Source organism: Nocardia sp. NPDC051981 (assembly GCF_040680715.1).
Taxonomy (GTDB): domain Bacteria; phylum Actinomycetota; class Actinomycetes; order Mycobacteriales; family Mycobacteriaceae; genus Nocardia.
In genome coordinates this window covers 78,044-95,167 of record NZ_JBFAXK010000031.1, presented here as the reverse complement: position 1 = coordinate 95,167, position 17,124 = coordinate 78,044, and the positions used below count along the sequence as shown (strand labels likewise).

The window sequence follows — 17,124 nt, the reverse complement described above, 5'->3', positions numbered from 1 at the left end:
GCGTTCCCGCAGCTCCTGCGGATATCTCCGATTCCCAGCCATACCGTTGATCCTCTCCAGATCCAACGGTCTCCCTCAAACCCGGGGCGATCCACAGGGCTGGTTCTGTGCGTACGCCCAGCACCGTGTGGAAATCTACGAAGGCGGCGATGTCCGCACACACATGTATCCACACGGCCCGACCGTAGGGCGCGACATCGCGGCCATCACCAAAGCCGCCATGCGCGCCCAGGACATCACCAACCCGGGACGAGAACTGCGGTTCCGCGCTTGGATGTCACTACAACCGCAGGGGCTACAAGCATTTCGACTCGGCCTTGAGTGGGACGAACGCGAAGTGCACGACCGATAGCACTGTTCTGGCCCGCCGAGTCAACGGACAGCCAATAGTCCTCAACTCGGCAGTAGCGGACGTTCAGCTGGCCTCGGATCGGCACGGTCAGTTGATCTTCCGATGCCCGGCGCTGGCCGGTTCGGTCAGCGCGGTATGCGGCAGATGAGTGCGTTTCGCCGATCGTGATCTGAGCTCTCAACTCGCACACCGACATCCACATCCGGCCGACAGCCCGTCGAACTCGCGTCGAGCTGTCACGCGACTAGGTTCGACCAAGTGGAGATCGTCACCGAATCAGCCCCGTACCCGATGCCTTGTCTCAACTGCGGCTCACTGACCGAGTCCACACTCACCGAGGCGCTGGTAGGCGAACACCACCGGTGGGATATCGACGGACAATGCTCGACATGTGGCACGGTCTGGGCGGACTGCGGCTATCCGAAACCACTCGCGGGCTTTCGTGATGCCATCCTGGCCGCCAACAGAACTGCCGTCCTCGAACTTGGCGCGGTCGATGTGCCGACAGCCACGCTGATGCGAGCACTACGCCTAACTGGGCCCCTGTCACTGGAGCAGGCCAAGGCATTGGCCGAGAGGCTACGCACGACCGGCCTCGAAGGTACACGTGTCGAGATGGAGATCATCGAGCGCCAACTCCGCGTAATGGGCGTGCACGCGAAACTTCAACCTCGTCGACGATAGCCGCCGGAGCCCGCGCGTGAGATCGCGTTGGAATCGCCAGATCTGTGCGTTAGATCGGGCGCCGCGGCCGTCCCGAACCGATCGAACAGTGGCATGACAGTGCGTTGCTTATCTGGTGAAATCGCTGTCGAGAGAAGGGGTACCAGTGTTCAGTGAAGCCGATCATCAGGTTGTTTCCCAGCGGCAACGGCAACTGGTGCAGAGGATCGCCGAGGAGGTGATCCATGTCGTCGATACGAACGTCGAGCCTCTGGAGTGGACGCAGGTCGAGCTGACCTGGACCGTGGAGGATGAGAGAGCACTCGACGTAGAAGTCGGCATTACCACCACCGCCGGTCCATTTCTGGGTTGGCTGGATTTGCCCGTCGGCGTCCCCCATGCACTTCGGGAACTGTGGCAGTGGACGCCGACGCCGGGACTCGGGACGTGGTCCACTCTTCGCCTGCTCATCCAGCCTGGGGGTGAAGTCACCTCGCAGTTCGGGTATGAACCGGTGGAATCGAGCAAACATCTCTACACCGAGACCGACCCCAGGCCCCACATCTACCCCAGGGAGAGGCGCCCACAATGGATTCAGGATCTGCTGCCGGAAGGCCAGCGACGCACCGACCGGTATCGCCCGCCCAACTGGGGGCCGTTCGCGTCCGGTTGGAGTAATGCGGCAGAGGATTTCACTCCGGACGAACCTGGCATGCGGTACTTCCAGGTCACCAACTCGAGCGCTGCGGGTGACGAAGGGTATGAGATCTTCAGCGAGGTAGACGGCGAGGGTCACGAGTGTCGAAAGGTCCAGAAGTTCCGAGACGGCCGCACAGAATGTGTCGGTGGGTTCGTCCGGACCGATCGCACGTGGCTGGATGATGATCTCGTCGATCTCGCAACGTTGTCGGCGGATCCGAACGTCAGCGCAGCCGAGATCACTCCGTCGCAGTTCCAATCAGAATGGCTGGCCGGCGGCGGCTGGTAATCAGCTACCCGGCTCATTCGTGAGCTTGGATCCGACATTCGGCATTACCGTGCATCGCCGAAGGTCGAGCGGCGTTCACCCCGTGGCGTTTTCGGCTCGATGACCGGCTGAGTCCAACCGGAGACTGAGCAGAGCAAATTCGCTGTACCGCGATGCCCACGGGCTGGTCTGATGTCGGCATGGCAGGTATGAGGATCATTGTGTGTCTTCCCTCGCGCGAGGCCACGCGGGTGGAAGACGCAGTAGCGGAAGCAATGGCACCATTCGAACTCGACTACCGCCGAGGCGAGGACCTGGACATCTGGGATACGTGGCGAATCACAGAAGGTTTGCCCGTTCTGGCAGGCTTCGAACGAGACAGCAGGCTCGTCCATCATTCTCCGACTGCCCATCACACCGATGGCAGGACAACCACGTTGGAGACCATACCCAGCGAATACGGCTGGTGCGCAGGCGGTCCCCGCGCCCTCCTCGATCTACCGACGTCACAGGTCCATCTGGAGCAGACACGGGCATTGGCAGACGCTATCTGGCAACGGTGGCACGAACTCGCCACAGAGCTGCCGACCGCACTTGCTCGAGACTCCTTCTACGAGAGCCACTTCTGCGATATCGACGCAGATACGTGCGAGGCCTGCGAACAGATATCGGTGGGCTACTCCGCGCAGCCCCTTGTCCGTGCCTTCGGAGACTACCTGGGCACGTTGTCCACTACGCGCGGATTGGGCGGGCCCGCCGGTACGTATGATCCGGTCATTACGATAGATCCTGTCACCCGCGATGAATTCGTCGGACGAGCTGTGAAATATGCTCTCCCGCAACGCAATATCTTATCTCTCAGCGGCTGGTGGTACGAGGATGGCTGGACAGGTATCCACGGCGCCTGCCACAGCCCCGCCGATTGCCCGCACACCCCGGACCTGGCCCCAGGCTACGAACACATCGCCGACTATCTGGCGTCCTTGCCCGCCGATACGCTGCTGTTCAACGTCCGCTGCCACGTCTGAGCATCCCTATCGCGCGCCGTACCCGAGCAGTCAACGGGCGACCTAACGCAAGCCCAGGCTCGCACATCGGCATTACCGTGCACTGCCGTCGGTTGGTCAGCCGCCCGAGATGCTCGCGGCCCGTTGATCTTCCGGGCTGACTGCGCTGGCCGGTTCGGTCAGCGCGGTATGCGGCAATAGCGGACGTTCCGCACCGCACCAGGTTCCGGCCGCCAGCGCCCCGCGCGGGCCGGTTCGGTCAGCGCGGGAAGAGGCACAGAAAGTCTTTGTGTGCCTCGGTAAGCTCTGCCGGTATCCCGTGCTCAGCGACCAAACCAGCGCCGGAGGGCATGCTGGAGCCGTCGCCGCTCAGCCCGGAACGGTGGCAGTGCTGCGAACTCAGGATCGAGGCGGATGGTCGGTGCAATGCGGGCAACCAGCCGCCGCAGTCGGGTCAGTGGATGATCCGGTAACGCGTTATCCCACTCCATGTCATCGCTACGGTTGTAGGGCAGTTGGCCCTGAACGTCCGGTGCGTAGGGATGCGGTGTGAAGAAATTCCCGGAACCCAAGAGTTCCATGGTCACGGCCTCCCGAATCCCGGTTGTGCCGGTCTCCTCGCAGAACATCATCAGCGCGATGCTGCAACGGTCCTTGGGAATCACGATCGACGCAGCGAACAGCAGACCACTTGGCTGATCGTGCCGAGGCATCTTTTCCACACGCAGCAGAGCCGGTTGCCCGTCCACGCTGATGACGGATGCCTCGATAAGGCTGCCGCTGCTGGCATGGACTTCGCAGAGCCGCCGTCGCAGTGTGTCGAGATCCTCGAGCGGTGCCGGCAGGTCGGGGACGAGCGCGAAGTACTGCACGATCACCCGATCGCCGGTTTCGGGATCGATCCAGCTGTCGGTGGCGTCGGTCTGGAAACCGCTGATGTCGAACGAGATTGGCACTCGGCCAGGGTATCGGGCCGCGTAGGCTCAGTCGCGATCAGAAGGGGAGTCGGCACAACAGGATGTCCTGAACTGCAGGGCATCTCGGTACCGCGCCGCTGTCGCATCAGCGGCAGAATTGCGCGTTCAAGCGTTATGCCATGCACGACGGCTCATGAGTGGTTGGCGAGCTACGAATGCGCGGAAACGTCCTCCAATGCGGCTACTGAGCGGATATTGCATCGTCTAGCTATTGAGGCCAGTAGACGTGGGTATCCCTGACCATCAGCGGAGTCGATTCCGTGTCCTCGTACCAGCGCAAACGTGCAAGCTCTACCGAACCATCGGGGCAGACCATTCCGAGATCCACGCGCCGATACAGCCACAGCATCAGCTCGGTCATCTCCTGAAGCGTTTCGACGTGCACCTCCTGCCGAGCTTCGAGATGCCATCCAGCCGAGGTTCGTTCGAGATCCGCACCGAGCATTCGCCCGATCTTCCACGCGGGCCCGTGTGCACCGAGCAGGGGTTCAGGATCCAGGAGAACCGGTTCTCCGTCGTCACCTTCGATGGCGAATCGGATCCCGCTTTCGATCCGAAGGCCATCCGCGGGAGCTTCACCCAACCCCAGATGCCAGCGCAACTCCGCCACATCTGCTGCGGAGAGCTCATCCCGCAGGTCAACCGAGATCAGGAACTCGAACATGTTGCCACGAGCGCAACGTATTACAGCCCTCCGACAACTCCTGCGGCGGGACGCGTCAGCCACTCGCTCGTCGGCAGTAGCGGACGTTCAGCTGGCCTCGGATCGCCACGGCCAGTTGATCTTCCGATGCCCCGCGCTGACCGGTTCTGAGCGGTATGCGGCAATTGAGTGCGTTCCTGAGAAGGTCTTGGAGCGCTGAACAATTGAATGGTCTTGCTGTGGGTGATCTCGGCATACTGTGCAGCATGGCGGCGGAGAGGCGACTGTCGTGTAGATCGCGCGGCGGGCCGTTCGAGATCGAATCCGATCAACCGGATCGTGGGCTCGCGCTGGCGCTGGAGGCACTCGGCGAAGCCTTCAGCTCAGTTCGGCCACCCGCGGCGATCGACTGCTGCCCGCACTGCAAGAAGGCGCACGACTTCGCCCCTGTCCTGATGCACCCGCGTCATCGGCTGACCGGAATCGAACTTGGTGACTACGCCTTCAGTGTGCTGAACACCGTTGGGTCCGAAGCTGATCTCCACTACTTGGCCGGACGGATTCTGCAACTGCTGCACAGCGATGACAGTCGAATGCCCGACATCGAAGTGTTCTACGACAAACTTCGCAGGGCGGGTTGGCAATCCTGGCCGCAGGCCGAGGCCATCGCTGCCGTCTTCGACGCACTCTGGCACGATCTGCTGACCCGCGATCCCTCGCACGAGTGCGTCGACACTCTGTTGTGCGCACTGGGTTTGGCCGAGGACACGATTACACCTCGGCTGTTGCGCTGGGCCGACCTCGACTGCGATGTCGCAGTCCGCCGGTTGTATGAGTTCGTCACGTGGGGCTGCCGACAGAAAGGCGGACTTCTGATCCCGTGCAACGCCTTCTGGAACCGGGCGTTACCGACCTACCGTGAACTAGTCGTCTGGCTCAACGAGGGACCGGCGCTGCGCGCGGTCACCGCGGCTTTCGATCGTTACGATGACCCCGGCCTGCTCGAGGTCGTCGCGGATGTCCACGGTCTCCTTGTGATGGTCGGCCACGGTTACGAGCACGACAACATCGCGTGATCGGTGCGGACGTTCCGCAGACCTCGGATCGGCACGGCCAGTTGATCTTCCGATGCTCCGCGCTGGCCGGTTCGGTCAGCGCGGTATGCGGCAGAAGCGGATGTTCTGCGCGGGAGTCATCTGATTCGCGAGCGACAGGTGAGTCTCGCCCCTTGCCGGAATGCGCGGTGGGCGAACAACGTTGGGTTTGCGCTGACGGGCTGCGCGACTGCTTCGTCTCTCTGCGGACCCGTAGATGTATGTCAAGATCGAAACGTGGCGGTTTGCATCGAGAGCGTCGTGTCGGCCGATGGCACGCGCATTGTCTTTCAGACGCAAGGGGCGGGGCCGGCGCTGGTGATCGTTCCCGGCGCGTTGGTCACCTTGGACACGTATCTGGAGCTGGCCGGGCTGCTGGCTCCGGATTACCGGGTCGTCGTGATCGAACGACGTGAATACGGATCGAGCGGAAACGGCCCGCGCCCAGCGGAGTTCGCCGCGCAAGCCGCCGATCTGGCGGCTGTCCTGGCCGCGGTGGGTGAACCTGCTTTCGTCTTCGGGCACTCGGCGGGCGGTCTGGTCACCTTGGAGGCGATGCAGCGGAATGCGTCGATGGTGCGGCGTCTCGCACTGTACGAGCCCCCGGTCGCGCTCGCCGGCCCTCCATTGACGCCGACGCTCGAGAAGATTCGGCTCCACATGCAGAGCGGACGGCCCGAGGACGCGATCATCGAATTCTTCACCGCCATCACCGATCCCGTCCCTCCCCGCGCGGCCCTGCAACCGCTCGCGGACGCTCTCGCCTTCCGCGCGCCCGGATTGGTCGCCGATCTCGAATGCCTCACGGCGATGGACCCCGATATCGCATCCTGGTCGGCCATCGAGTTGCCCACCCTTCTCCTCGCCGGCGAGATCACCGATCCCTACGGCAGGGCCAGCGTTGACCTGCTCCAGGGGGCGCTGCCCGATGCCCGCACCGTCACCTTGCCCGGACAACGTCATCACCCTGACGACGTCCCCACGGTGGCCGGCGCACTGCGCGAATTCTTCCGCTGAACAGGCTGGGCACAGTGGTGCCGTGCAACCGGAATCGGCGAAGCGGCCGCGTCATCGGTTGTGCGGCAACAGACATCGATCTCGCTCGCAACCTCACGTGAACGGTCGACCTGAACCGCGGTCGAGGTTGCACAGTGGCCGGATGCGGCTGAATCAGATCACGATCGGTACCACCGACCTGCGCCGGTCCGAGCGGTTCTATGAACTGCTCGGACTCCAGCTGATCGTCAAAGAAGACCACTACCTGCGGTTCCAATGTCCTGAGGGCGACAGCACGTTCTCGGTCGAGCTGGTGGACTCCGTGCCCGGCGGCGCGCAGGTGTCCATCTACTTCGAGTCCGATGACCTCGACGACCAATGCGCCCGGCTACGCGCCGCGGGCGTGGATTTCGACAGCCTGCCCGCCGACATGTCGTGGCTGTGGCGAGAGGCATGGCTGCGCGATCCCGACGGCCACCGTCTTTGCCTGTTCTACGCCGGAGCCAATCGCCTGAACCCGCCATGGCGGATCCCCGACCCGGCATCGCGGTCATGGCCAAGTCCCGGGGCGGCGGAATAATCGCCCGCATGCGAACAGCTCGGGACCGTCACGTGTTCCCGCAGTGGAATTCGGCAGAAACGGACGCTTTGAGCCGCGAGCATTCTCGGCGCCGGCCGGCTACGCGCCGGCCGGTTCGGTCGGCGCGGTGCACGGCATGTGCGGATGTTATCGGCTAGAGGCGTATCGCCGTCCGGACGAGGTCGGCGATGGCTTTGGATCTGCTGTGTGGTGGCCAGGCGATGACGGTCGTGACGGCCGGTGCGTCCGGTACGGGCACGACGGCATGATCGTCGCGTAGCCGGGTTCGCAGCGACTCGGGCACGACCGCGCAGGCCAGTCCGAGCGCGATCAGTTGGAATAGTTGGGTATGGTCGCGCACCTGCGGGCCGGGGCCGTCCGGATAGCTGCCATCCCGTCGGGGCCAGCGCGGCAGGGGCAGGTTCGTCTGGGTGTTGACCTCGGCCAACGACAGATGCGCCCGGTTGGCGAGGGGATGCCCCGCGGGCAGGACTACGACCTGTTGCTGGGTGTGCAGATCCTCGGTGTCGAATCCGGCCGTCGTGTCGTAAGGCCGGTGGAGCAGAGCAACGTCGGCACGCCCGGTGCGTAGCAGGTTTTCCGGTTCGCCTGGCCCGCACAGCATCACCTCGACTGCCACGGCGCCCGGTTCGGCGGCGTAGGCGTGCAGCAGCTTCGACAACAGTTCGCTGGAGGCTCCGGCCTTGGTGGCCAGCACCACACCGGGCTGGTCGGCCGCGGCGCGGCGGGTTCGCCGCTCAGCGGCTTCGACCGCTTCGAGAGCGAGGCGGGCCTCCCGCAGCAGCACCGACCCGGCCTCGGTCAACGTGATCGCGCGGGAATTGCGGTGCAGCAGAACGATTCCGAGCCGCCGTTCGAGCTGCTGGATCGCCCGCGACAGCGGCGGTTGCGCCATCGAGAGCCGTTGTGCCGCCCGCCCGAAGTGCAACTCTTCGGCGACGGCCACGAAGTATCGCAACTCCCGCGTCTCCACCGTGTCATCGTATCCGGCGCTCACCACGACCAATACCCGTGCGGTATCGTCGCCCACCTGATCGGTCTTGGACGCCCCACCCGAGTCCGAATCAAGATCGATGGCATGAGTGAACAGACGATCGCGCTGGTGACCGGCGCGAACAAAGGAATCGGATACGAGATCGCGGCGGGCCTGGGTGCCCTCGGCTGGCGAATCGGCGTGGGCGCGAGGGATCCACAACGCCGCGAGACCGCGGTGGAGAAATTGCGCGCGGCCGGGACCGATGCGTTCGGCGTGCCGCTCGACGTGAACGACGACGCGAGTGTTGCTGCCGCGGCCGAGCTGATCGCCGACCATGCCGGAGGGCTCGACGCCCTGGTCAACAATGCCGCGATCACCGGCGGCATGCCGCAGACACCCACCACGGTCGATCCCTCGATCGTGCGAACTGTGGTGGAAACCAACGTGATCGGCGTCATCCGGGTCACCAACGCGATGCTGCCCATGCTGCGTGGCTCGGCATCACCGCGAATCGTCAACATGTCCAGCAGCGTGGGCTCGCTCACCCTGCAGACCACTCCCGGCATCGACATGGGCCCGGTTCCCACCGTGTACTTGGCGTCGAAGACGTTCCTCAACGCCGTCACCATCCAATACGTCAAGGAACTGAGCGGTACCAACATCCTGATCAATTCCGGCTGCCCCGGTTTCACCGCCACCGACCTCAACGGCTTCCAAGGCGACCGGACACCACAGCAGGGGGCGGCGATCGCGATTCGCCTCGCGACCCTGCCCGACAACGGACCGACCGGCGGATTCTTCGACGACGCCGGAACAGTGCCCTGGTGACAGACACACCGGAACCATCCCCGTTCTCGAAGTCAGCGGCGCATCGCGCGCCGAAGGAGCAGCAAGACAATGACAAAGGCAGTCAGGTACGACGAATTCGGCGGAATCGACGTCCTGCGGATCGAGGAGGTCGACCGCCCCGTGCCCAGGGAAGGGCAGGTCCTCGTGGAGGTAAGAGCAGCAGGCATCAACCCCGGTGAGGCGGCGTTACGCACCGGCGCGATGACGGACATCTTTCCCTCGACCTTTCCCTCCGGGCAGGGCAGCGATCTCGCCGGAGTCGTCGCCGAAATCGGCGCCGGAGCCGACCGATTCGCGCCCGGCGACGAGGTAATCGGATTCTCCGAGCGGCGTGCAGCCCAGGCCGAGCTGGTACTCGTCGACGTCGACCACCTCACCCCCAAACCGAAGAACGTCCCATGGGAGGTGGCGGGCGGCCTATACATCGCCGGCGTGACCGCATGGGGAGCAGTGCATTCCGTACAGCTCGAGCAGGGCGAGACCGTCGTTATCTCCGGAGCAGCCGGAGGAGTCGGCTCATTCGCAATTCAGCTCGCCCGGCGCGCCGGAGCCACGGTCATCGGCCTGGCGAGCGAGCGCAACCACGAGTGGCTGCAAAGTTATGGCGTGATCCCCGTCGCATACGGTGACGGCGCCATGGACCGGATCAAGGCGGCCGCACCGGGCGGCATCCACGCCTTCATCGACACCTACGGCGACGGCTACGTCGAACTGGCCCTCGCTCTCGGCGTCGCAATCGAGCGGATCGACACCATCATCGATTTCCCAGCAGCCGCGAAGCACGGGGTCAAGACCGAACCCGGGCCCAACGGCAGGCCGGGCGCCGAGGTCCTCGCCGAACTGGCCGGCCTGATCGCCGCCGGACACCTCGAAGTCCCGATCGCGAACGTCTACCCGTTGACGCAGGTTCGTCAGGCCTACACCGAACTCGAACGCAGACACACCCACGGCAAAATCGTGCTGAGGCCCTAGCCGGCGCCACACAGTGCGGCGCGCTTTCAGGGGACTGCTCGACCGCGGGGGCTGATTCCCGTCAGCACGGTTGTCTGCCACCCCATGTACCGATGACGCAGCGCAGCAACAAGTACACCGCATGGCATAAGGATGTTTTCGGCCACGTACACCGGTGCGCCGCGGCCTACCGCCAAGTCACCGGCCGTGATCCGGATGAGAGGAACCGGCGAGTAAGTTCCCTGACGTCGGGCCGTTGCTGCGCTGGGCGGTGAGTTGGGCGGCGTGTCTTGTCGCGTATCAGGTCGATCGAATAGCCAAGGCACTGACCGAGATCCGCAAGCACGCGAGCTCATCGGCTATGAGCGCGCACAGCCGGCGGGCCGAATCGCTGCCTGAGGTGATCGTGGCCCGTTGATTTCCGGAGACCTGCTATTCGAACTGGGCAGACCTCTTATTCGAACTCGGCGGCGCACGGTTTGTTCCAGGCCGGACGGACGCCCCAACTACAGGCGCACAATGAGGGATGCGCGCACTCAGCGTCCTCGTGATCGGTGCCGGCGTCATCGGCAGAATCCATGCTTGCCGGCTGGTCGACGCCGGCCACGAGGTGACGGTGCTCGCCCGTGGGGATACAGCGGCCGAGCTTGCCTCGCAGGGCATCACGCTGCGCGAAGGATCGACCTGCACCCACGCGAGGGTGTGCGTGGTCGAGGCGGTGCCCGAGGAGTTCTTCGATTTCATCCTGATCGCCGTGCGCCGCGATCAGAGCGTGGCGGCGATCGATGCGGCCGCCACCGTGCCCGCCGGTGTCCTCGTACCGATGTTCAACAATCCTTTGGGCCTCGGCTCGCTGCGCGAGCGCTGTGGCGCCGATCGTGTGATCGGTGCTTTTCCGGGAGTCGGTGGCCACATAACGCCCGACGGAACGGTGCACTACCTGCAGATCAGACAGCAGCCGACCACGGTGGAATGCCGGGGTGGACGTGAGGACCCGCTGGTCCAGGCACTCGTTGAAGCGGGTTTTCGGGTCGAACGCACCGATCACATGGATGCCTGGCTGGCCACGCACGCGGTGTTCGTGCTGGCCCTGTCCGCCGCCCTCGCCCGCGCCGATTATTCGTTGCCGCGCCTCACCACCAACCACATTGCTATGCGGACGATGGTGCGAGCCGTCCGAGACGGCTTCCACGCCTTGGAAGTCCAAGGTATCAAGATCACCCCGCCCGGCCTGAGCGCGATCTTCACGCGCGTACCGGTTGCTTTCGCTGCCTACTACTGGAGTCGCCTCCTGCGCGGGCCCCTGGGCCAGGTGGCGGTCCTACCTCATGCCCGCGCGACCCACGACACTGAAATGGCCGTCCTCCGAACCGATATCGCCGAACTGATCCCGCCCGGCGCGGCCCCGCGATTGGACCACCTACTAAGCTGAGGTGCCGGGATCTGAAACTGGTACGAGCGGAGTTGCCGCTCGTCACGCTTCCTTCGTATCGCGAGTGCGCGACATTCGGCTTACAGTGCGTTTGCAAACGGTGTTGCCGCTGTAGAGGTTTCGACGCCGAATGCAGCCGCTCCAGCAATCTCGGACGGCATGGCGTCACACCGGCGTGTCGAACAGCTCTGCCGGGGCTTGTGACTGCTGATCGCATTGTTCGGAAAACGATGGTCAGCCGACCATCCTCGCGTATTCGGCGGCGGTGAGCAGGCGGTCGGTGGAGGCGCCCGCCGCCAGCCTGATCTTGTACAGCCATGTGCCCTACGCGTCGGCTTCACTTCCCCGGGAGTGTCGGCGGCGTCGGACGGGTCCACGGAACGATCATTCTCCAAGCCCCGTAGCCGGTCCGTCCATGAGCGCGATTGCCGCACCCCGCGCTGACCGAACCAGCCAGCGCGGGGTGCCGGCGGCCGGAACCGGTGCGCCGCAGAACGTCGGCTACTGCCGATGATCAACCACCCGCGGCGATCTCGAGCTGCCCGTCGGGGACGGAGCGCTCTCGCTAGTAGGTCGCCTGTACACCAAGTTTCTGAGGCGTCCATCCCCTACCGAGCGCGGACCGGATCACCTCCGCGACCAGTCCAGGGGCTATCACTGTGTCGTGATTGACCCAGGTCGCCATTCGTTGTCCAGGACCGTCGGCGATCTCGACGACGATGGCCAGTCCTCGTTCATCGTTCGGAGCCACCACCCATCGGTAGTCCACGCCGTCCACGTGGATAATTCGAGTCCCTTTGCGTGCCAAACCCATGGGGGTGATCGAAAGGCACCGCAGCCACCACTGTCGAGCGGTTTTCGCTCTCGACAGACAAGGGCGGTAGCTCGCTCACCACCAATCGATGGCCCACTCACATCCCGGGACCAACACACCCCAAACCCGACCAGGTCCGGAACCGAAATCTCAACCACTGCAAGGGACTTACCCCCGGTCGAACAAACTGGGCTCAACCGTGGACGGCCTCGATCATGGCCCGGCCGGCGATGAACCACCACACGATAGACAGTGCAGCAGTTCCCAGGGTCGCGGCCGGGATTCGCCAGGGCGGATCTGGTTCTACGATGGGCTGGTCGTCGGGAATCCCGCGGAGTTGGTTCCATCGCCACCGCAGGTGCGCCCGTGCGGAATTCACCGCCGTCTCGGGAAACAGGCCGAGTGTCACCCCGAATCCGCGCGTAGCACCGATCCCGAGGCCCCCGACCCACGCGACGCCGATCGCGAGCTGACCTATCGCCGCCAAACCGATCGCCAACTGTCCCACGGCAATTCCACCCCGAGCGAGTTGCCCTATCGCGACCACCCCGGTCGACACCTGCCCGAATGCGACGAAGCCGGTCGCGATCCCGCCGATCGCGATAACGCCGGTGGCATGCTGGCCCACCGCCACCACTCCGACCGCCATCGGCCCCGAAGCGAGAAACCCACACGCACCAGGGCCAACCGCGAACAATTGCACGAGCGCAGCATACGAGGCCGGACCCGCCCTCGTGCGTCATCGCCATCGACTTTGCTTGCGGGTGTTCAGGTTCGGACGGCCAGCGCTCGGCGGTAGACCTGTTCGAGAGTGTCCGCGCCGTCGCGGCAGCGGCGACACATACCGTGCTGCTGCTGACGACCTGAATGCTCCGATCGATACCCGCCAGCAGCGAACCGGAGCCCGGACGGCGCCGGCGTACGGTCAGCAGGGAATGTTCTTGACGGACAGTCGCGGATCCCCATCGCGGCACGGTGTGAACCCGATGCCCTCGAAGTGTTCAGGTTCGTCGGCAAGCAGCGCAGCGAACATGACGCCTGGTCGGCGAACCCAGACCAGAGCGGCATCCAGAACGGCCGGAGCGAGGCCGGGATACCGTTCGGCGAGCCCGTGGTCGACGTCTACCTGTGATACCAGCACGGCCCAGTCCGGCTCCTCAGGCGGCAGGACGGCCCGTACCTGGTGCTGCACGTCCCACGAGCGGTCGTCGTGGAGAACGAACACCGCATTGCCCAGCTCGGCGAGATGTCTGTCGCCCTGGCACTCGGACCAGTGGACGGGGTTGACGCAGTTGTCGAATTCGATCAGGTGGAGTTTCGCGTAACCGAGCTGCTCGCTCGCCACCATCAGCCGCGCGGTGCAGTTCGTGAAACCGACCTCGGACTCCTCCGGCTCGAACAGCGGCAGGTCGAGGGTGACCTCGATGCGCGCGAAGCCGAGGTCTGTAACAGCGGGCATGGCTGTGAACCTACCGCACGGACCCGCGCTTCAGCTCGAGCAGCTCAGCGCCGACGACGGGCCACGGTCCTTGCGCACATCGTTCGGAAAACGACGGCGGACCCAACGCGAGCAGGCCCTGCCAGCGGCGCGGGGCTGGACGCGTGTTATCACACCCACATTCCTGCAGCTCGCAGGTGCAAGAATTGAGCGCATCGTTAGTCGACGGCCGGGCCCGCGGCGCCGATTTCGCCCGCCGCCTGTTGGAAGGCGTCGGCCGCGCGGGCGAAGTAGTCGAACAGGAACTCGCGCTGTTCGGGTGAATAGCCGCTGATGATCTCGCCGATCTTCCGGCGGGCGGGGGTGAGCACCTTGTCGAGGTCCGCGGGCTGGGCGATCGGCTCGATGATGACCTTGCGGCGGTCGCCGGGATCGTTGGCGCGGCGCACATAACCGGCCTGTTCGAGGCGGTCGATGAGCCTGGTGGTGGGTCCGCTGGTGAGGCCCGCGCGGGTGCCGAGTTCGCTGGGTGTCATGGCTCCGCTCAGTTCCAGGATATTGAGCGCGTACAGGTCGGTAGCACCCAATCCGACGGCCTTCGCACCCGCTTGAGCATGCAGCACAACGGAACTCAGGTACCGCCGAAAGACCTGGCCACGGTCGTTTTCCTGGCTATCTGTTGACACGGTACGCACCCTCCTCATATTCTCTTCTTCAACGAAGAGACATCTCCAACGAAGATAAATCTTCTAAGCAGAGAATAGCACGAGAGAAGCTGCCGTCATGACCACAACCACCACGAATACCGGATCCGTCACCCCGGCCAAGTCCCATCGCCGCACCGTTGTGAAGGTGCTCGGCACGAGCGCACTGACCCTCGGCATTGCCGCCGCGGGCGGGTACGTGTGGCTGGATCAGACCTCGGACGTGCGCAACCGGGGCATTGCCGAGTGCACGAGCGTCACACCGGACGGCGGCACCGCCGCGGACCTGCACGGGGTATGCGCGACGCTGGCCGAGATGACCGCGGCCTGGGGACGGGGCGACGCCGACGCCTACGGCGCGACCTTCACCGAGAACGGCACCTACACCACGTTCGCCGGCACCTACTACGACGGCCGCCGGGATCTCACCGAGGCGCACCGTGCGCTGTTCGACGGATTCTTGAAGGGCAGCAAGCTCGCCGACTCGTACCTCGGCATCCGTTTCTTCGGTGCGGACACCGTAGTGGTCACCACCCGAGGCGACCGGTACGACGACGAGCGCCCGAGCGAGCTGTCCAAGACCCAGACCTACACCATGGTGCGTGAACAGGACGGGAAGTGGCGCATCGCCGCCTTCCAGAACACACAGCGCAAGACGGTCATGGAGCGCATCTCGTTTCTGTTCGACGCGGACACCAAGCCCGAGGCCGAGCGGTGAGAGCGCTGGTGACCGGGGCCAGTGCGGGTATCGGACGGGCCTTCGCGGTAGCGCTCGCGGCGCAGGGATATTCCGTGACCGCCGTGGCACGTGGGATCGAGGGCTTGCTAGCGCTCATGGCCGAAATCGGTGACGGGCACGACTATCTGGTCGCCGATCTCGCCACTGGCGAAGGATTGGCGGCGACCGTCGAACTGTTGCGCCACGGCGGGTACACGCTGCTGGTGAACAATGCCGGTACCGCCGCCCACGGTGACTTCGTCGAGGCACCGCTCGAATCCGCGCTCACCACACTGGATCTGAATTGCCGAGCGGTGGTCGTGCTGGCGCACACCTTCCTCGGTGCGGCCACACCCGGTAGTGCGCTGGTGAATGTCTCGTCCACACTGGGGGTTGCCCCAAAGCCTGGGACCGGCGTCTACAGCGCCTCCAAAGCCTTCGTCACGGCATTCTCCGAAACGCTGTGGCACGAACAGAAGCCGCGCGGCGTGCATGTCCTGGCCTTGTGTCCGGGTGTCACGCGCACCGCTTCGCACACCGCTCACGATGTGCCGTCCTGGCTGGTCCAGACACCTCGCGAAGTAGTGGATCGCGCTCGGAAAGCGCTGTCCGACAGGTCCGGCCCGGTCGTGCTCACCAGCCGCGCCAATCAATTGCTCACCGCCGCGCTGCGGCTCATTCCGCGCAGCGCCGCCTTGGCCCTGCTCGCGCACTGAAGGGAAACACCATGAACGCCACCACCGACACCGCCGCGATTCGCGCCCTCATCGAGCGCAGCGCTGACGCCTGGAGCCGCGGCGACGGCACCGCCTACGGTGAATGCTTCACCGCCGATGCCACCGACGTCACCTACATGGGCACCGTCTACCACGGCGGCGCGGAGATCGGCCGAGGCCATCAGGTGCTGTTCGACAGCTTCCTGAAGAACACCCGCCTCACCCTCGAGATCACTGAAATCCGCAGGTACGGAAGCGATACCGCGATTGTGGTGGCGCGCGGTGAGTCCTCGAAGGGGGCGCCGAAGCAGCTGGGCAAGCTCGCGACCTACACGGTGATCCGCGATACCGACCGCCAGTGGCGGATCGCGGCGGTGCAGAAGACCCAGCGCAAGCGGCTCATGGAGGCCCTCACCTTCGCATTCCAGCCCACCTCCCGACCGGCCGCCCGCCGATGAGCGCCATCGCCGTCATCGGGGCCACCGGCCGCACCGGACGGATGATCGTGGACCAAGCGCTGGCCCGCGGACACCACGTCACCGCGATAGTCCGCCGGACCGCAACCCTCGCTCCCGCACCGGGACTGACCGTGGCCACTGCCGATCCGACCCTGCCGGGGGCCTTGAACGGGCTGCTCGATCACCACGACGTGGTGATCTCCGCGCTCGGCGCCACCGGGCGCGGACCCACCACGCTCTACTCCGACAGCACCGCCGCGATCATCACGGCCCTGAAGCCCGGGAGCCGTCTGCTCGTCATCTCCTCAGCGGGAGTGAGCATTCCCCCCGACGCAGGCTTCGTCACCAGGCTCCACACCCGACTGCTACACCGGATCATGCGCGAGGTGTATACCGACATGGAACGAATGGAACAGCAACTCGCACACAGTCGGTTGCGCTGGACCGCCGTTCGACCGACCCGCCTGACCGATGATCCCGCGGCGGGGCTTGGGCGAATCTCCCTCGGCGCGAAAGCAAAAGTCGGCCCGCGAACCGCGAGAGCCGACCTTGCCAACTATCTACTCGACGCCATCGACGACCCACGCACCCACCGCGTACCCGTCGCCATCTCGTCGTGAATCCAGCCCCCCAACGCCTCGACCACGGCGAGCGGCTCAAAGAGATCTTCGAGGGCGCGACCTTCTCCGACCGCGCCGACTTCGAAGTCAAGTGCTGGTTACCTGTCGCCTGCTCAGCGATCACGCGGTCGAGGACAGCGCACCCGAC

Annotated in this window: 20 protein-coding genes; 14 read left to right on the top strand and 6 right to left on the bottom strand. The window is 64.8% G+C overall.

Annotated elements, in window-relative coordinates:
- The 4 genes from AB0L60_RS36370 to AB0L60_RS36355 form a co-directional block, all read left to right on the top strand.
- The coding region (locus tag AB0L60_RS36370) for a hypothetical protein (protein ID WP_364623885.1) at nt 1-352 on the top strand (352 nt) is incomplete at its 5' end.
- A gap of 258 nt (nt 353-610) precedes the next feature.
- On the top strand, nt 611-1,036 hold the full coding sequence (locus AB0L60_RS36365) for a hypothetical protein (protein ID WP_364623883.1): 426 nt from the start codon (nt 611-613) through the stop codon (nt 1,034-1,036).
- 145 nt (nt 1,037-1,181) lie between these two features.
- Nucleotides 1,182-2,003: a hypothetical protein gene (locus AB0L60_RS36360; protein ID WP_364623881.1), complete on the top strand. Its 822-nt coding sequence runs from the start codon at nt 1,182-1,184 to the stop codon at nt 2,001-2,003.
- A 188-nt stretch (nt 2,004-2,191) separates the two neighbouring features.
- A complete protein-coding gene (locus AB0L60_RS36355; RefSeq protein ID WP_364623880.1) occupies nt 2,192-3,010 on the top strand; it encodes a hypothetical protein in 819 nt (272 codons plus the stop codon).
- Between the two features lie 302 nt (nt 3,011-3,312).
- Here AB0L60_RS36355 and AB0L60_RS36350 read toward each other — a convergent pair whose 3' ends face one another.
- Both AB0L60_RS36350 and AB0L60_RS36345 read right to left on the bottom strand, forming a co-directional pair.
- Nucleotides 3,313-3,945, bottom strand: a complete 633-nt coding sequence (locus AB0L60_RS36350) for a hypothetical protein (protein WP_364623878.1) — start codon at nt 3,943-3,945, stop codon at nt 3,313-3,315.
- Nucleotides 3,946-4,174: 229 nt separating this feature from the next.
- The gene (locus tag AB0L60_RS36345) at nt 4,175-4,630 is read right to left on the bottom strand and encodes a hypothetical protein (protein WP_364623876.1); all 456 of its coding nucleotides are present in this window, start codon (nt 4,628-4,630) and stop codon (nt 4,175-4,177) included.
- A gap of 245 nt (nt 4,631-4,875) precedes the next feature.
- Here AB0L60_RS36345 and AB0L60_RS36340 point away from each other — a divergent pair, with 245 nt between their 5' ends.
- From AB0L60_RS36340 to AB0L60_RS36330, 3 genes are all read left to right on the top strand, one after another.
- Complete coding sequence (locus AB0L60_RS36340) at nt 4,876-5,685, top strand: hypothetical protein (protein ID WP_364623874.1); 810 nt, start codon at nt 4,876-4,878, stop codon at nt 5,683-5,685.
- Between the two features lie 255 nt (nt 5,686-5,940).
- Nucleotides 5,941-6,720, top strand: coding sequence for an alpha/beta fold hydrolase (locus AB0L60_RS36335; protein ID WP_364623872.1), 780 nt, complete (start codon nt 5,941-5,943; stop codon nt 6,718-6,720).
- Between the two features lie 142 nt (nt 6,721-6,862).
- Nucleotides 6,863-7,279, top strand: coding sequence for a VOC family protein (locus tag AB0L60_RS36330; protein WP_364623870.1), 417 nt, complete (start codon nt 6,863-6,865; stop codon nt 7,277-7,279).
- A 154-nt stretch (nt 7,280-7,433) separates the two neighbouring features.
- Here the strand turns inward: AB0L60_RS36330 and AB0L60_RS36325 are convergent, their stop codons facing one another.
- Nucleotides 7,434-8,330, bottom strand: a complete 897-nt coding sequence (locus AB0L60_RS36325) for a LysR family transcriptional regulator (RefSeq protein ID WP_364623868.1) — start codon at nt 8,328-8,330, stop codon at nt 7,434-7,436.
- Between the two features lie 48 nt (nt 8,331-8,378).
- Between AB0L60_RS36325 and AB0L60_RS36320 the strand changes: the two genes are divergently transcribed.
- The 3 genes from AB0L60_RS36320 (at nt 8,379) to AB0L60_RS36310 (ending at nt 11,508) form a co-directional block, all read left to right on the top strand.
- Nucleotides 8,379-9,104: an SDR family NAD(P)-dependent oxidoreductase gene (locus AB0L60_RS36320; protein WP_364623866.1), complete on the top strand. Its 726-nt coding sequence runs from the start codon at nt 8,379-8,381 to the stop codon at nt 9,102-9,104.
- Between the two features lie 69 nt (nt 9,105-9,173).
- Nucleotides 9,174-10,097 (top strand): NADP-dependent oxidoreductase, encoded by a 924-nt coding sequence (locus tag AB0L60_RS36315; protein ID WP_364623864.1) that lies wholly within the window; start codon nt 9,174-9,176, stop codon nt 10,095-10,097.
- A 526-nt stretch (nt 10,098-10,623) separates the two neighbouring features.
- Nucleotides 10,624-11,508 (top strand): 2-dehydropantoate 2-reductase N-terminal domain-containing protein, encoded by an 885-nt coding sequence (locus AB0L60_RS36310; protein ID WP_364623862.1) that lies wholly within the window; start codon nt 10,624-10,626, stop codon nt 11,506-11,508.
- Nucleotides 11,509-12,515: 1,007 nt separating this feature from the next.
- On the opposite strand, the gene AB0L60_RS36305 is transcribed toward AB0L60_RS36310, so the two are convergent.
- The 3 genes from AB0L60_RS36305 to AB0L60_RS36295 all read right to left on the bottom strand — a co-directional run bounded on the left by AB0L60_RS36305 (nt 12,516) and on the right by AB0L60_RS36295 (nt 14,383).
- Nucleotides 12,516-12,971 carry a hypothetical protein gene (locus AB0L60_RS36305; protein ID WP_364623860.1) on the bottom strand — a complete coding sequence of 152 codons (456 nt, stop codon included), beginning with the start codon at nt 12,969-12,971 and terminating at the stop codon, nt 12,516-12,518.
- 276 nt (nt 12,972-13,247) lie between these two features.
- Complete coding sequence (locus AB0L60_RS36300) at nt 13,248-13,781, bottom strand: hypothetical protein (protein ID WP_364623858.1); 534 nt, start codon at nt 13,779-13,781, stop codon at nt 13,248-13,250.
- Between the two features lie 197 nt (nt 13,782-13,978).
- Nucleotides 13,979-14,383: a MarR family transcriptional regulator gene (locus AB0L60_RS36295; protein ID WP_364623856.1), complete on the bottom strand. Its 405-nt coding sequence runs from the start codon at nt 14,381-14,383 to the stop codon at nt 13,979-13,981.
- A 160-nt stretch (nt 14,384-14,543) separates the two neighbouring features.
- Here AB0L60_RS36295 and AB0L60_RS36290 point away from each other — a divergent pair, with 160 nt between their 5' ends.
- The 4 genes from AB0L60_RS36290 to AB0L60_RS36275 are packed head-to-tail and all read left to right on the top strand — an operon-like array spanning nt 14,544 to nt 16,976.
- Nucleotides 14,544-15,182, top strand: coding sequence for an SgcJ/EcaC family oxidoreductase (locus AB0L60_RS36290; protein WP_364623854.1), 639 nt, complete (start codon nt 14,544-14,546; stop codon nt 15,180-15,182).
- Complete coding sequence (locus tag AB0L60_RS36285) at nt 15,083-15,898, top strand: SDR family NAD(P)-dependent oxidoreductase (protein ID WP_364623852.1); 816 nt, start codon at nt 15,083-15,085, stop codon at nt 15,896-15,898. Before AB0L60_RS36290 ends, AB0L60_RS36285 begins: the two co-directional genes overlap by 100 nt.
- An 11-nt stretch (nt 15,899-15,909) precedes the next feature.
- Nucleotides 15,910-16,356: an SgcJ/EcaC family oxidoreductase gene (locus AB0L60_RS36280; protein WP_364623850.1), complete on the top strand. Its 447-nt coding sequence runs from the start codon at nt 15,910-15,912 to the stop codon at nt 16,354-16,356.
- Nucleotides 16,353-16,976: an NAD(P)H-binding protein gene (locus AB0L60_RS36275; RefSeq protein ID WP_364623848.1), complete on the top strand. Its 624-nt coding sequence runs from the start codon at nt 16,353-16,355 to the stop codon at nt 16,974-16,976. The genes AB0L60_RS36280 and AB0L60_RS36275 overlap by 4 nt, the downstream gene beginning before the upstream one ends.
- Nucleotides 16,977-17,124: the final 148 nt, after the last annotated feature.